Below are 14066 nucleotides of genomic sequence, written 5' to 3' on the forward strand. Positions count from 1 at the left end.
AAGATCAAGATCAAGATCAAAGGCAAGAGCGTTGGGGTGCTTCGTGGGTGCGAAAGATTCAAAAAGTTAATATATGAGCCCGCGTTATACCGGTTTTATATCAGGGGTATGCTGTTTGGCACAGTGCTCGCTGTTAAACACATCTCAATAAGCAGCAGCGTATCCCTAAACAGCACGCACGCGCGTAGAAGCGGTCTTGCCGGGGCGCCAGACCGGCCCCGACAATGTGGGCCGCGAAGCTAAATCCTGCAGTCCCCATCTTCCCCCAACCATTCAATCGGGCTCAAGCACCGTGTCTCTGGCCTCGCCAAGCATCGCCGGATAATCCAACGTGTAATGCAACCCCCGGCTCTCCTTGCGCTGCATCGCCGAGCGAATCATCAACTCCGCCACCTGCGCCAGATTGCGCAACTCGATCAAATCCCGACTGACCTTGTAGTTGCTGTAGAACTCGTCGATTTCATCGAGCAACAACCGCACGCGATGCTGCGCCCGCTGCAACCGCTTGCTGGTTCGCACGATCCCCACGTAATCCCACATGAAGCGCCGTAGCTCATCCCAGTTATGCGCAATGATCACATCCTCGTCCGAGTCCGTGACCTGGCTGGCATCCCACCCAGGCAAGGCCATTGGCATGCCGACATTCTCGAGGTTCGCCTGGATGTCGGCCGCCGCAGCCCGACCGTAGACGAAGCACTCCAGCAGCGAGTTGCTGGCCATGCGATTGGCGCCATGCAGCCCCGTGAAGCTGGTTTCACCAATCGCATACAGCCCCGGTACATCCGTGTGCCCCCGGTCGTCCACCATGACGCCACCACAGGTATAGTGCGCTGCCGGCACCACAGGTATCGGCTGGCGGGTGATGTCGATGCCAAAGCCCAGGCACCGCTCGTAAACGGTCGGGAAATGGTTCTTGATGAACTCGACAGGCTTGTGCGAGATGTCCAGGTAGACGCAGTCCACCCCCAGGCGCTTCATTTCATGGTCGATCGCCCGCGCCACGATGTCGCGCGGGGCAAGCTCTTCGCGTGGGTCGAAGCGGGGCATGAAGCGCTCCCCGTTGGGCAGGCGAAGCAGGGCGCCTTCGCCACGCAAGGCCTCGGTGATCAAAAAGCTCTTGGCCTGCGGGTGATAAAGGCACGTAGGGTGGAACTGGTTGAATTCAAGGTTCGCGACCCTGCAGCCAGCCCGCCAGGCCATGGCGATACCATCGCCGCACGCGCCATCTGGGTTGCTGGTGTACAAGTACACTTTCGCCGCCCCACCCGTGGCCAACACCGTGAACCGCGCGCCGAACGTGTCCACCTGGCCCGTGTTGCGGTCCAGCACGTAGGCACCCAGGCAGCGCTCGCCGTCCAGGCCCAGGCGCCGCTCGGTGATCAGGTCCACCGCCACACGCTGCTCCAGCAGCTCGATGTTCGGGCGCTGCCTGGCCTGGGCCAGCAAGGTGTTGAAGATGGCCGCGCCCGTGGCGTCGGCGGCATGGATGATGCGCCGGTGGCTATGGCCGCCTTCACGTGTCAGGTGAAATTCGAAGCCTGCGTCGACCACGCCGTTGGGCTCATCCCGGGTAAACGGCACGCCTTGCTCGATCAGCCACTCGATGGCTTCGCGGCTGTGCTCCACGGTAAAGCGAACAGCGTCTTCGTGGCACAGGCCACCGCCGGCATTGAGGGTGTCCTCCACGTGGGACTGAATCGTATCGGCGCCGTCCAGTACGGCCGCTACGCCCCCTTGGGCCCAGTAGGTCGAACCGCTGGCCAGGTCACCCTTGCTCAGCACCGCAATGCGCAGATTCGCAGGCAGGTTCAGGGCCAGGCTCAGGCCCGCTGCGCCGCTGCCGATAACCAGGACATCATGTTGGAATTGTTGGCTCATGTCAGGACACTAGTAATCTTCGGAGGGGGCACGGCACAATAGTCATGCGTCGATGGCATTGTGAAACTATCGTTTAATGGCCGGGTGGCCTTTATAGCAGCCTCGGGTGGCCCTTTTCCATGCCGCTCGCCCGGTAACGGCAGGCATTGTGGGAACTTTCCAGCGTGGCTGGAAATCCTATGAAGGCTGCCCGCACGCCAACAATTTGCCGCGGCGACGCAGGGTGGTAGCTCGACATTGGGCTCACCTGCGTATTCGTAACCTGATTATCGACGTTGTCGGCTGCTGCCGTGCCGCGTCTTCCGTGCACGCCGCTCAAGGTCTGCAGGAAACTTGCTTGGAGGGGAGAACTTTTGCGCAAAGCCCGAGTCTATGGTTGCAAGCCTGAGCGATGGCTGCTGCAACGCTCCTTCGAGATCACCGAGGAGTGTTCATGCTAACCCAGGAAGAAGATCAGCAACTGGTCGAGCGCGTACAACGCGGCGACAGGCGAGCTTTCGATCTATTGGTGCTGAAGTACCAGCACAAGATTCTCGGGTTGATCGTGCGGTTTGTCCATGACACCCACGAAGCCCAGGACGTTGCACAAGAAGCGTTCATCAAGGCGTACCGTGCGCTTGGCAACTTCCGCGGTGACAGTGCGTTTTATACGTGGCTGTACCGCATCGCCATCAACACGGCGAAGAACTACCTGGTGTCCCGTGGAAGACGGCCGCCAGACAGCGATGTGAGCTCCGAGGATGCGGAGTTTTACGACGGCGATCATGGCCTCAAGGATCTTGAGTCTCCAGAGCGCTCCTTGTTGCGGGATGAGATCGAAGGCACTGTCCATCGCACCATTCAGCAACTGCCAGAAGACTTGCGTACGGCGCTGACCCTGCGAGAGTTCGATGGCCTGAGTTACGAAGACATTGCCAGCGTCATGCAATGTCCAGTGGGTACCGTGCGCTCTCGTATCTTCCGCGCTCGGGAGGCCATTGACAAAGCCTTGCAGCCTTTGCTGCAGGAAACCTGAGACAGCGGCTACAGCCAAGAGAGGAACCGCCATGAGTCGTGAAGCTTTGCAGGAATCGCTGTCCGCGGTAATGGATAACGAAGCGGACCAACTGGAATTGCGTCGGGTGTTGAATGCCGTCGACGATGCCGAAACCCGTGCTACCTGGTCCCGTTACCAGGTAGCCCGTGCAGCCATGCACAAGGAGCTGCTGCTGCCTAACCTGGACATCGCCTCGGCGGTATCCGCAGCGCTGGCCGATGAGGCCGTGCCTGCCAAGGCCAAGCAAGGCCCATGGCGCACCGTAAGCCGCGTGGCTGTTGCCGCGTCGGTGACCCTCGCCGTACTGGCAGGTGTGCGCCTGTACAACCAGGATGATATTACCGGTGCCCAGCTTGCGGCCCAGCAGCCTGTTCAGCAGGGTGTGACCGTGCCGCAGGCCCAAGGCCCTGCCGTGCTGGCCGGCTACAGCGAAAGCAGCGATCAGCCGACTGGCCCGATGGCCAACGGTGTTTTGCAGAACCAGGCTGGCTGGGACCAGCGTCTGCCAGGTTACCTGCGCCAACATGCCCAGGAGTCCGCTCTGAAGGGTTCTGAAACCGCACTGCCTTACGCTCGCGCCGCCAGCCTGGAAAACCGCTAATTAGGGAGGCTCATGCGCGCGCTACCTCTCCTGTCGCTGCTGCTCGGCAGCTGCATGACGGTGCCAGCGTTGGCAGCCAATTCTTCGCCAGAGGCGAACGAGTGGCTGAACAAGCTGGCACAGGCCGAGCAACGACAGAGCTACCTGGGCTCCTTCGTTTACGAACGTAACGGCAGCTTTTCAACCCACGATATCTGGCACCGTGTCCAAGAGGGCAAGGTCAGCGAGCGGCTGCTGCAGCTCGATGGCGTCGCCCAGGAAATCGTGCACGTCGATGGCAAGGTACAATGCGTCAGTGGCGGGCTTGCCGAAGGTATTTCGGCGCCGCCCGATAGCGCGCCACGCCGCCTTGACCCCCTCAAACTCATGAGTTGGTACGACCTGTCCGTGTCCGGCAAGTCTCGCGTTGCAGGCCGGGACGCGGTGGTCGTGTCACTTTCACCGCGTGATCAGCACCGTTACGGTTACGAGCTGCATCTGGACCGTGCAACGGGCTTACCGCTGCGCTCGCTGATGCTCAACGAGAAAGGTCAACTGCTTGAGCGGTTCCAGATGACCCGGCTTGAAGCACGCATGCCTACCGACGAAGACCTGCGCCCCAGTTCGGCCTGCAAGCCCGTGGTGGCAGCGGCGCCTGCCGGTGGGGCTGTCTCTGGGTGGCGCTCCGATTGGCTACCGTCAGGGTTCGAAGTGGTCAATAGCGCCATCCGCCGCGAACCTGGGCAGGGCAGCCCGGTCAGCACCTTGATGTATGACGACGGTCTGGCGCGTTTCTCTGTCTTCATCGAGCCTGTGAAGGGCGAGGCTGGCGCTGATGTGCGTACCCAGTTGGGCCCGACATCGGCAGTGTCGCGGCGCCTGAGTACGCCCAAGGGCCAGATGATGGTGACCGTCGTTGGCGAGATTCCGCTAGGCACGGCCGAACGCGTTGCCTTGTCGATGCGTCCTCAAGACGCTCAGGCGGGCCAGTGAGCAAAGGCTAATGGCGAGCGGTCCCGCTCAGGGCGTGGCTTTTTGAAATGAAATTAAAGCATTGTCATTTGCAATCTGACGGCAAATTTTCTATAGGTCAGGCTTCTGGGAGCCTGGCCATTGCTGCGTTGTGCAGGGTCGTTTCTTAATTACCGCTCGTTGTGACGGGAGCCGTATGTCAATACCTCGTTTGAAACCCTATCTATCGTTCTTCGCGGCCGTGCTGATGCTCGGGCAAGTGCTGACGGTCCAGGCTGAAGAAGCCCTGCCGGATTTCACGACGCTGGTCGAGCAAGCCTCGCCGGCGGTCGTCAACATCAGTACCAAGCAGAAGCTTCCGGACCGTCGCATCGCCGCAGGGCAAATGCCGGATCTCGAAGGCCTGCCGCCAATGTTCCGCGAATTCTTCGAGCGCAACCTTCCGCAGCAACCGCGTGCACCGCGTGGTGACCGTCAGCGTGAGGCGCAGTCACTGGGCTCGGGCTTCATCATCTCCAGCGACGGCTATGTACTGACCAATAACCATGTCATCGCCGATGCCGACGAAATCATCGTGCGCTTGTCCGACCGCAGCGAGTTGCAAGCCAAGCTGGTCGGTACCGACCCGCGCACCGACGTCGCACTGCTGAAGGTGGAGGGTAAGAACCTGCCTACCGTCAAGCTGGGGGATTCTGAAAAGCTCAAGGTCGGCGAATGGGTATTGGCCATCGGCTCGCCGTTCGGCTTTGACCATTCGGTGACCAAAGGTATCGTCAGCGCCAAGGGTCGCACCCTGCCCAACGACACCTATGTGCCGTTCATCCAGACCGACGTTGCGATCAACCCGGGCAACTCGGGTGGGCCGCTGTTCAACATGAACGGCGAGGTGGTGGGGATCAACTCGCAGATCTTCACGCGCTCCGGTGGCTTCATGGGCCTGTCGTTCGCGATCCCGATCGACGTGGCCATCGATGTCTCGAATCAGCTGAAGAAGGACGGCAAGGTCAGCCGTGGCTGGCTGGGCGTCGTCATCCAGGAGGTCAACAAGGACCTGGCTGAATCCTTCGGTCTGGACAAGCCTGCCGGTGCGCTGGTCGCTCAGGTGCTGGAAAACGGCCCGGCTGCCAAAGGGGGCCTGCAGGTCGGTGATGTCATCCTGAGCATGAATGGCCAGCCGATCGTCATGTCTGCCGACCTGCCGCATCTGGTAGGTGGCTTGAAGGATGGTGCCAAGGCCAAGCTGGACATCATTCGCAACGGCAAGCGCCAGACCCTTGATGTCAGTGTTGGCGCACTGCCAGACGACGATGCCGACATCGGCGCCGGTGCCGGCGACAGCAATGTCGAGCGCAGCATCAATCGCCTGGGCGTTTCGGTGGCCGATCTTACTGCCGAGCAGAAGAAATCCCTGGAGCTCAAGGGCGGCGTGGTCATCAAGGAAGTGCAGGATGGTCCGGCCGCGCTGATCGGCCTGCGTCCGGGTGACGTCATCAGTCACCTGAACAACCAGGCCATCGGTTCGGCCAAGGAATTCACGCAAATCGCCAAGGAGCTGCCGAAGAACCGCTCCGTGTCCATGCGCGTGTTGCGCCAGGGGCGCGCCAGCTTCATCACCTTCAAGCTCGCCGAGTAAGCGCGGCGAATACGGGAGGAGGGCAGCGACAGCTGCCCTTTTTCATGTGCAGTGACATTTCAATGCCAAGCTGCAGGTGACGGCCGGGCAGAGGAATCTCCCACATCCTGGCAGCTTCAGGTACAATTGCCGGCTATTTTTCGGCGGGCGTCCGGCTCGCAGCCTTTTCCGAGTGTTGACCCGTGAGTGATTTGAGTCATATCCGCAATTTCTCCATCATCGCCCACATCGACCATGGCAAGTCGACGCTGGCCGACCGTTTCATTCAAATGTGCGGTGGCCTGACTGCGCGCGAAATGGAAGCCCAGGTGCTCGACTCCATGGACCTGGAGCGCGAACGCGGGATCACCATCAAGGCCCACAGCGTCACGCTCAACTACAAGGCCCAGGACGGCAAGGTCTACCAGCTCAACTTCATCGATACCCCCGGCCACGTCGACTTCACCTATGAAGTCTCGCGCTCGCTGGCGGCGTGCGAAGGGGCGTTGCTGGTGGTCGATGCCGGCCAGGGTGTCGAGGCCCAGTCCGTCGCCAACTGCTACACCGCCATCGAGCAAGGCCTGGAAGTCATGCCGGTCCTGAACAAGATGGACCTGCCACAGGCCGATCCCGATCGCGTCAAGGACGAAATCGAGAAGATCATCGGCATCGATGCCACCGATGCCGTGGCCTGCAGTGCCAAGAGCGGCATGGGGGTGGACGAGGTGCTCGAACGCTTGGTGCACACCATTCCCGCACCGACCGGCGATATCGACGCGCCACTGCAAGCCCTGATCATCGACTCCTGGTTCGACAACTACCTGGGCGTGGTCTCGCTGGTGCGCGTGCGTCATGGTCGCGTCAAGAAAGGCGACAAGATCCTGGTCAAGTCCACCGGCAAGCTGCACCTGGTCGACAGCGTGGGCGTCTTCACGCCCAAGCACACCCAAACCGCCGACCTCAAAGCCGGCGAAGTGGGCTTCATCATCGCCAGCATCAAGGACATCCACGGTGCCCCGGTCGGCGATACCCTGACCCTGTCTTCCACCCCGGAAGTCGAAGTGCTGCCTGGGTTCAAGAAGATCCAGCCGCAGGTATACGCCGGTCTGTTCCCGGTCAGTTCCGATGACTTCGAAGACTTCCGCGATGCCTTGCAGAAGCTGACGCTCAACGATTCGTCCCTGCAATACATGCCCGAAAGCTCCGACGCCCTGGGCTTTGGCTTCCGCTGCGGGTTCCTGGGCATGCTGCACATGGAGATCATCCAGGAGCGCCTGGAGCGCGAGTACGACCTGGACCTGATCACCACCGCGCCCAGCGTGATCTACGAGCTGGAACTCAAGACCGGTGAAACCATCGTCGTCGACAACCCGTCGAAGCTCCCAGACGTCTCGTCGGTCACCGACTTCCGCGAGCCCATCGTGACCGCGACCATCCTGGTGCCACAAGAACACCTGGGCAACGTGATCACCTTGTGTATCGAGAAGCGTGGCGTTCAGCGCGACATGCAGTTCCTGGGCAGCCAGGTGCAAGTGCGTTACGACATGCCGATGAACGAAGTGGTACTGGACTTCTTCGACCGCTTGAAGTCCACCAGCCGTGGCTATGCTTCGCTGGACTATCACTTCGATCGTTACCAGTCGGCCAACCTGGTCAAGCTGGACGTGTTGATCAACGGTGACAAGGTCGATGCCCTGGCATTGATCGTGCACCGCGACAACGCTGCGTACAAAGGCCGCGCGTTGACCGAGAAGATGAAGGAACTGATCCCGCGGCAGATGTTCGATGTGGCGATCCAGGCAGCCATTGGTGGCCAGATCATCGCGCGTACCACTGTCAAGGCGCTCAGAAAGAACGTACTGGCCAAATGTTATGGCGGCGACGTCAGCCGTAAGAAGAAGCTGCTCGAGAAGCAGAAGGCCGGTAAGAAACGCATGAAACAGGTGGGCAACGTGGAAATTCCACAAGAAGCCTTCCTCGCCGTGCTCAGGTTGGATAGTTAGGTCCTATGTCGCTAAATTTCCCGCTGTTGCTCGTCATTGCCGTGTTCGTGTGCGGTCTGTTGGGCCTGATCGACCTTCTGTTCCTGGCGCCGCGCCGACGTGCGGCGATCGCCACTTACCAGGGCAGTGTCAGCCAGCCGGAACCGGCGGTGGTCGAGCGCCTGAACAAGGAACCCTTGCTGGTCGAATACGGCAAGTCGTTCTTCCCGGTGCTGTTCATCGTGCTGGTGCTGCGCTCGTTCCTGGTCGAACCTTTCCAGATTCCGTCGGGGTCGATGAAACCCACGCTGGAAGTGGGTGACTTCATCCTGGTGAACAAGTTCTCCTATGGCATCCGCTTGCCGGTGATCGACAAGAAGGTCATCGAGGTGGGCGACCCACAGCGCGGCGATGTGATGGTGTTCCGCTACCCCAGCGACCCGAACGTCAACTACATCAAGCGGGTCGTTGGCTTGCCCGGTGACCAGATCCGCTACACCAACGACAAGCAGTTGTTCGTCAACGGTCAGCGGGTCGCCGAGCAACTGGTGGGTACCGAGCCTGGGACGCTGGGCAGCGCCCAGCTGTACAAGGAAAAGCTCGGTGCTGCCGAGCACCTGATCCGCAAGGAGATGAGCCGTTACCGTATGCCGCCGGACCAGCAATGGACGGTGCCAGCCGGCCATTACTTCATGATGGGCGACAACCGCGACAACTCCAACGACAGCCGCTACTGGGATGACCCCAACATTCCCAAGGAACTGCACGGCATGGTTCCGGACCGCAACATCGTTGGCAAGGCTTTCGCAGTATGGATGAGCTGGCCTGAGCCAAAACTCAGCCACCTGCCCAACTTGTCGCGGGTCGGACTGATCCATTGATACCCTTCGGCGCTGTCCATACAGCGCCGAATGCTTTTCTGACATAGGCTGTGTCTCAAGGATGGGAGATTCGCCGCCCAGCGTGCGGTGACCATGGCCAAACCGTCTTTCAGGATGCTGATTTGAACAACGCGTTTAACAACGATCGGGTGGCCGCATGACTGCTTCCCTTACCCGCCTGGAGCGAAAGCTCGGTTACACCTTCAAGGACCAGGACCAGATGCTCCTGGCCCTGACCCACCGCAGCTATGCCGGGCGCAATAACGAGCGTCTGGAGTTCCTCGGTGACGCCATTCTCAACTTCGTCGCCGGCGAGGCGCTGTTCGAGCGCTTCCCCCAGGCCCGTGAAGGGCAGCTGTCACGGCTGCGTGCCCGCTTGGTCAAAGGTGAGACCCTGGCCCGTCTGGCCCGAGGGTTCGACCTGGGCGAATACCTGCGCCTGGGTTCGGGCGAGCTCAAAAGCGGGGGCTTTCGCCGCGAGTCCATTCTGGCCGATGCGCTGGAGGCCTTGATCGGGGCCATCTACCTGGACGCCGACATGGACACGGCCCGCGAGCGCGTGCTCGCCTGGCTGGCCAACGAGTTCGAAGGGCTGACCCTGGTCGATACCAACAAGGATCCTAAAACCCGCCTGCAGGAGTTCCTGCAATCGCGCAGCTGCGAGCTGCCGCGTTACGAAGTGGTGGATATCCAGGGCGAACCTCACTGCCGTACGTTCTTCGTCGAATGCGAAGTCGTGCTGCTGAACAACAAGAGCCGTGGTCAGGGTGTCAGCCGGCGTATCGCCGAGCAGGTAGCCGCTGCGTCCGCATTGATCGCCCTGGGCGTGGAGAATGGCAATGACTGAGAACACCACTACCCGTTGCGGCTACGTCGCTATCGTCGGTCGCCCGAACGTCGGCAAGTCGACCCTGTTGAACCACATCCTTGGCCAGAAACTGGCCATCACCTCGCGCAAGCCGCAGACCACGCGTCACAACATGCTCGGCATCAAGACCGAGGGCCCGGTGCAGGCCATCTATGTCGATACCCCCGGCATGCACAAGGCCAACGACAAGGCCCTGAACCGCTACATGAATCGCAACGCCTCGGCCGCCTTGAAGGACGTCGACGTGGTGATCTTCGTAGTGGACCGCACCCGGTGGACGGATGAGGACCAATTGGTGCTCGAGCGCGTTCAGTACGTGACCGGCCCGGTGATCCTGGCGGTGAACAAGACTGACCGCATGGATGAAAAGGCCGAGCTCATTCCGCACCTTCAGTGGCTGCAAGGCCAGCTGCCCAACGCCGAGATCGTGCCCATTTCCGCGCAGCAGGGCCACAACCTCGAATCGCTCGAAGCGCTGATCGCCAAGCACCTGCCGGAAAACGAGCATTTCTTCCCGGAAGACCAGATCACCGATCGCAGCAGCCGCTTTCTGGCTGCCGAGCTGGTGCGTGAAAAGATCATGCGTCAGCTGGGCGCCGAGCTGCCTTACCAGATCACAGTGGAAATCGAGGAGTTCAAGCAGCAGGGGCATGTGTTGCATATCCATGCGCTGATCCTGGTCGAACGCGACGGGCAGAAGAAAATCATCATCGGCGACAAGGGTGAGCGCATCAAGCGCATCGGTTCCGATGCGCGCAAGGACATGGAAGTGCTGTTTGACGCCAAGGTCATGCTCAACCTCTGGGTCAAGGTCAAAGGCGGCTGGTCCGATGACGAGCGCGCCCTGCGCTCGCTGGGCTACGGCGACCTCTAAGGCTTACGCAGCCTGATGCGAGAGCGCCCCGGTCGGGGCGTTCTCGACAACGTCTGCCTCACGCGGGCTGGTGAATTTCATGGAACAACCTGTCGGTCAGCCAGCCTATGTGCTGCACAGCCGCGCCTACAAGGAAACCAGCGCGCTGGTGGACTTCTTCACCCCCCAGGGGCGCGTACGTGCCGTATTGCGCCGCGCGCGGGGCAAGGGTGGCAGCCTGGTGCGCCCCTTTGTGCCACTGGAGCTTGAGCTGCGCGGGCGAGGGGAGCTGAAAAACGTTGGCAGGCTGGAAACGGTCGGCATGGCACCCTGGCTGCACGGGGACGCTGTGTTCAGCGGTTTGTACCTCAATGAGTTGCTGATGCGCCTGCTCCCGGCAGAGGCACCTTCGCCTGGGTTGTTTGATCACTATGCGCAAACCCTGCAAGCTCTTCTGGCCGGCCGTCCGCTCGAGCCGCTGTTGCGGGCCTTTGAATGGCGGCTGCTCGATGAGCTGGGTTACGCCTTCTCGCTGCACATGGATGTCAACGAGCAGCCCATTGCCGCCGAGGGGCGGTACCGCCTGCGCGTGGACGCTGGGCTGGAGCGGGTCGAACTGCCCCAGCCTGGGCTGTTCGGTGGCACCGAGTTGCTGGCCTTGGCCGAGGCAGACTGGGAAACGCCAGGTGCTTTGCTGGCGGCCAAGCGCTTGATGCGCCAGGCCCTGGCCGTTCATCTGGGTGGCAAGCCGCTGGTCAGCCGCGAACTGTTTCGCAAGCGCTGATCACGACGTATGCTGTAGGGCTCAATCCAAGGAGAGCCTTTCGTGACCCACAGCAACCGCATGCTTCTCGGCGTCAACATCGACCATGTGGCCACCCTGCGCCAGGCCCGGGGTACGCGTTACCCAGACCCTGTCAAGGCGGCGCTGGATGCTGAAGAGGCGGGTGCCGACGGCATCACCGTGCACCTGCGCGAGGATCGCCGCCACATCCAGGAGCGCGACGTGCTGCTGCTCAAGGATGTATTGCAGACGCGCATGAACTTCGAAATGGGCGTCACCGAAGAGATGATGGCCTTTGCCGAAAAGATCCGCCCGGCGCACATCTGCCTGGTGCCTGAAACCCGTCAGGAACTCACCACCGAGGGTGGATTGGATGTGGCAGGCCAGGAAGCGCGAATCAAAGCGGCGGTCGAGCGCCTGTCGCGGATCGGCGCAGAGGTGTCGTTGTTCATCGATGCCGACGAGCGCCAGATCGAGGCCTCGCACCGGGTAGGCGCGCCGGCCATCGAGCTGCACACCGGCCGTTATGCCGACGCGCAATCACCTACCGAAGTGGCTGAAGAGCTCAAGCGCATTGTCGATGGCGTGGCGTTTGGCATCGGCCAAGGCTTGATCGTCAATGCCGGCCATGGCCTGCACTACCACAACGTTGAGGCCGTGGCGGCCATCAAGGGCATCAACGAACTGAACATCGGCCACGCGCTGGTCGCCCACGCATTGTTCGTGGGCTTCAAGGCCGCCGTATCAGAAATGAAGGCGTTGATTCTCGCGGCCTCGCGTTGAGCCAACGGCTATTTGCGCGCCACCAGCGTGGCGCGACGCGGGGCAGGCAAGCCCTCGATGGTTTTGCCTGAATCGCTGGGGTCGAGGAAATCACTGAGCGACTGATAGCGCATCCATTCGGTGCTGCGCTGTTCTTCAAGGCTCGTGACACTGACATCCACGCAGCGAACATCACTGAACCCAGCCCGGCGCAGCCAGCGCTCCAGGGCTGGGACCGAGGGCAGGAACCACACGTTGCGCATCTGCGCGTAACGGTCCTCGGGCACCAGCACCTGTTGCACGTCGCCTTCGATCACCAGTGTTTCCAAAACCAGTTCGCCGCCCTTGACCAGGCAGTCCTTGAGCGCCAGCAGGTGCTCGATAGGCGAGCGACGGTGATAGAACACCCCCATCGAAAACACAGTGTCGAAGCCCTCGAGGCTGGCAGGCAGGTCTTCCAGCGCAAAAGGAAGGTGCCAGGCCGGCAGGTTCGGCAAGTACCGTTGTACCGCCTGGAACTGACAGAAGAACAACCAGTTCGGGTCGACCCCGATGACCATGTCGGCGCCAGCGCCCAGCATGCGCCACTGGTAATAGCCATTACCGCAGCCAACGTCCAGTACCCGCTTGCCCTTGAGGTCCAGGTGCGGCGCAACGCGAGCCCATTTCCAGTCCGAGCGCCATTCGGTATCGACGTGCACGCCAAACAGATCGAAGGGGCCTTTGCGCCAGGGCGACAGCCCCATCAATGCCTGGCGCATTTGCACACGGCTGGCATCATCGCAGTCGCAGTCCAGACGCAGTCCGTTTACCAGGTCGATTTCGCTCGGCTGCAGGGCCGGTAGCGCGTGCAGCGCACCACGCCAGCGGTCCAGGTCGCCATGGCCTTTTTCCAGCTTGGCATCGAGTTGCGCCTGCAGGCCTTGCGACCATTCAGCCAGGGGGGTGCCCGCCAGACGGCGCGCCAGAGGGGAAAGATCGATCATGGTAGGGCTATCAACGAGGCAAAGTTAAGGCATTGGAACCAGGGCACCACCGTCGAGAACCCTGCATCGAGCAAGCGCTGGCGGTGGGTTTCCAGGGTGTCAGGCTTCATCACGTTGTCGATGGCGCTGCGCTTCTGGGCAATTTCCAGTTCGCTGTAGCCGTTGGCGCGTTTGAAGTCCAGGTGCAGGTCGTTGAGCAGCGCCTGCGCTGTGGCGTCGGCAAAGCACAGCTTTTCCGAAAGGATCAGGGCACCGCCGGGCAGCAGTGACTGGCGGATGCGGGTCAACAGCGCCAGTCGCTGCGGCGGTGCGATGAACTGCAGGGTGAAGTTCATCGCCACCACCGAGGCCGGTTCGAACGCCAGGTTGAGGATGTCCGCTTCCAGCACCTCGACAGGCAACAATTCCTGGAACATCGAGTCCTGGGCTGCGAGGTATTCGCGGCAGCGCTCGACCATGGCGGCGGAATTGTCCACGGCGATTACGCGGCAACCTTCCCCGCGCACGTGCCGGCGCAAAGCCTGCGTAACCGCACCGAGCGAGGCGCCCAGGTCATACAACGCCGTGCCGGGCATGGCGAAGCGTGCGGCCAGTACGCCCACATTCTCGACAATCGTGGGATAGCCCGGCACGGAGCGCTTGATCATGTCCGGGAACACGCGCACCACGTCCTCGTTGAAAACGAAGTCGGGTACCTGCGCCAACGGTTGGGCGAAAAGACGATCGGGATCTGTGGTCACGGCGGGCTCAAGGCTGGGTGAAACGGGGCGCGCATTTTATCGAATGGCGGGTGATCTTGCCATGCCAGCGTGGCGCCGATTGGCCTGGATCCTGCGTATGTACGGCAGATTCGCCCACGTACATCAACGCAA

At 61.3% G+C, this 14066-nt stretch carries 13 protein-coding genes; 10 read left to right on the plus strand and 3 right to left on the minus strand.

What is annotated here, in order from left to right; genetic code table 11:
• Nucleotides 1-273 precede the first annotated feature (273 nt).
• Nucleotides 274-1878 carry an L-aspartate oxidase gene (nadB, locus tag B2Y33_RS14005; RefSeq protein ID WP_110607312.1) on the minus strand — a complete coding sequence of 535 codons (1605 nt, stop codon included), beginning with the start codon at nt 1876-1878 and terminating at the stop codon, nt 274-276.
• A gap of 433 nt (nt 1879-2311) precedes the next feature.
• On the opposite strand from nadB, the gene rpoE reads away from it, so the two are divergent.
• The 10 genes from rpoE (at nt 2312) to pdxJ (ending at nt 12229) form a co-directional block, all read left to right on the plus strand.
• Complete coding sequence (rpoE, locus tag B2Y33_RS14010) at nt 2312-2893, plus strand: RNA polymerase sigma factor RpoE (protein ID WP_003252049.1); 582 nt, start codon at nt 2312-2314, stop codon at nt 2891-2893.
• Nucleotides 2894-2924: 31 nt separating this feature from the next.
• Nucleotides 2925-3515: a sigma-E factor negative regulatory protein gene (locus tag B2Y33_RS14015; protein WP_023535291.1), complete on the plus strand. Its 591-nt coding sequence runs from the start codon at nt 2925-2927 to the stop codon at nt 3513-3515.
• 12 nt (nt 3516-3527) lie between these two features.
• Complete coding sequence (locus B2Y33_RS14020; protein ID WP_206405963.1) at nt 3528-4487, plus strand: MucB/RseB C-terminal domain-containing protein; 960 nt, start codon at nt 3528-3530, stop codon at nt 4485-4487.
• 226 nt (nt 4488-4713) lie between these two features.
• Nucleotides 4714-6099 carry a DegQ family serine endoprotease gene (locus B2Y33_RS14025; RefSeq protein ID WP_376743998.1) on the plus strand — a complete coding sequence of 462 codons (1386 nt, stop codon included), beginning with the start codon at nt 4714-4716 and terminating at the stop codon, nt 6097-6099.
• Nucleotides 6100-6281: 182 nt separating this feature from the next.
• Nucleotides 6282-8081 carry a translation elongation factor 4 gene (lepA, locus tag B2Y33_RS14030; protein WP_023535281.1) on the plus strand — a complete coding sequence of 600 codons (1800 nt, stop codon included), beginning with the start codon at nt 6282-6284 and terminating at the stop codon, nt 8079-8081.
• Nucleotides 8082-8086: 5 nt separating this feature from the next.
• The gene (gene lepB, locus B2Y33_RS14035; RefSeq protein ID WP_023535203.1) at nt 8087-8941 is read left to right on the plus strand and encodes a signal peptidase I; all 855 of its coding nucleotides are present in this window, start codon (nt 8087-8089) and stop codon (nt 8939-8941) included.
• Nucleotides 8942-9098: 157 nt separating this feature from the next.
• Nucleotides 9099-9788 carry a ribonuclease III gene (gene rnc, locus B2Y33_RS14040; protein ID WP_023535270.1) on the plus strand — a complete coding sequence of 230 codons (690 nt, stop codon included), beginning with the start codon at nt 9099-9101 and terminating at the stop codon, nt 9786-9788.
• On the plus strand, nt 9781-10683 hold the full coding sequence (gene era, locus B2Y33_RS14045; protein ID WP_023535257.1) for a GTPase Era: 903 nt from the start codon (nt 9781-9783) through the stop codon (nt 10681-10683). The genes rnc and era overlap by 8 nt, the downstream gene beginning before the upstream one ends.
• A 79-nt stretch (nt 10684-10762) precedes the next feature.
• On the plus strand, nt 10763-11446 hold the full coding sequence (gene recO, locus B2Y33_RS14050) for a DNA repair protein RecO (protein ID WP_088523555.1): 684 nt from the start codon (nt 10763-10765) through the stop codon (nt 11444-11446).
• A gap of 60 nt (nt 11447-11506) precedes the next feature.
• A complete protein-coding gene (pdxJ, locus tag B2Y33_RS14055; RefSeq protein ID WP_219857981.1) occupies nt 11507-12229 on the plus strand; it encodes a pyridoxine 5'-phosphate synthase in 723 nt (240 codons plus the stop codon).
• Nucleotides 12230-12237: 8 nt separating this feature from the next.
• Here the strand turns inward: pdxJ and cmoB are convergent, their stop codons facing one another.
• Both cmoB and cmoA read right to left on the minus strand, forming a co-directional pair.
• On the minus strand, nt 12238-13194 hold the full coding sequence (gene cmoB, locus B2Y33_RS14060; protein WP_027915378.1) for a tRNA 5-methoxyuridine(34)/uridine 5-oxyacetic acid(34) synthase CmoB: 957 nt from the start codon (nt 13192-13194) through the stop codon (nt 12238-12240).
• Nucleotides 13191-13934, minus strand: coding sequence for a carboxy-S-adenosyl-L-methionine synthase CmoA (gene cmoA, locus B2Y33_RS14065; RefSeq protein ID WP_027915377.1), 744 nt, complete (start codon nt 13932-13934; stop codon nt 13191-13193). Before cmoA ends, cmoB begins: the two co-directional genes overlap by 4 nt.
• Nucleotides 13935-14066: the final 132 nt, after the last annotated feature.

Source organism: Pseudomonas sp. UBA5666 (assembly GCF_002420785.1).
Taxonomy (GTDB): domain Bacteria; phylum Pseudomonadota; class Gammaproteobacteria; order Pseudomonadales; family Pseudomonadaceae; genus Aquipseudomonas; species Aquipseudomonas fulva.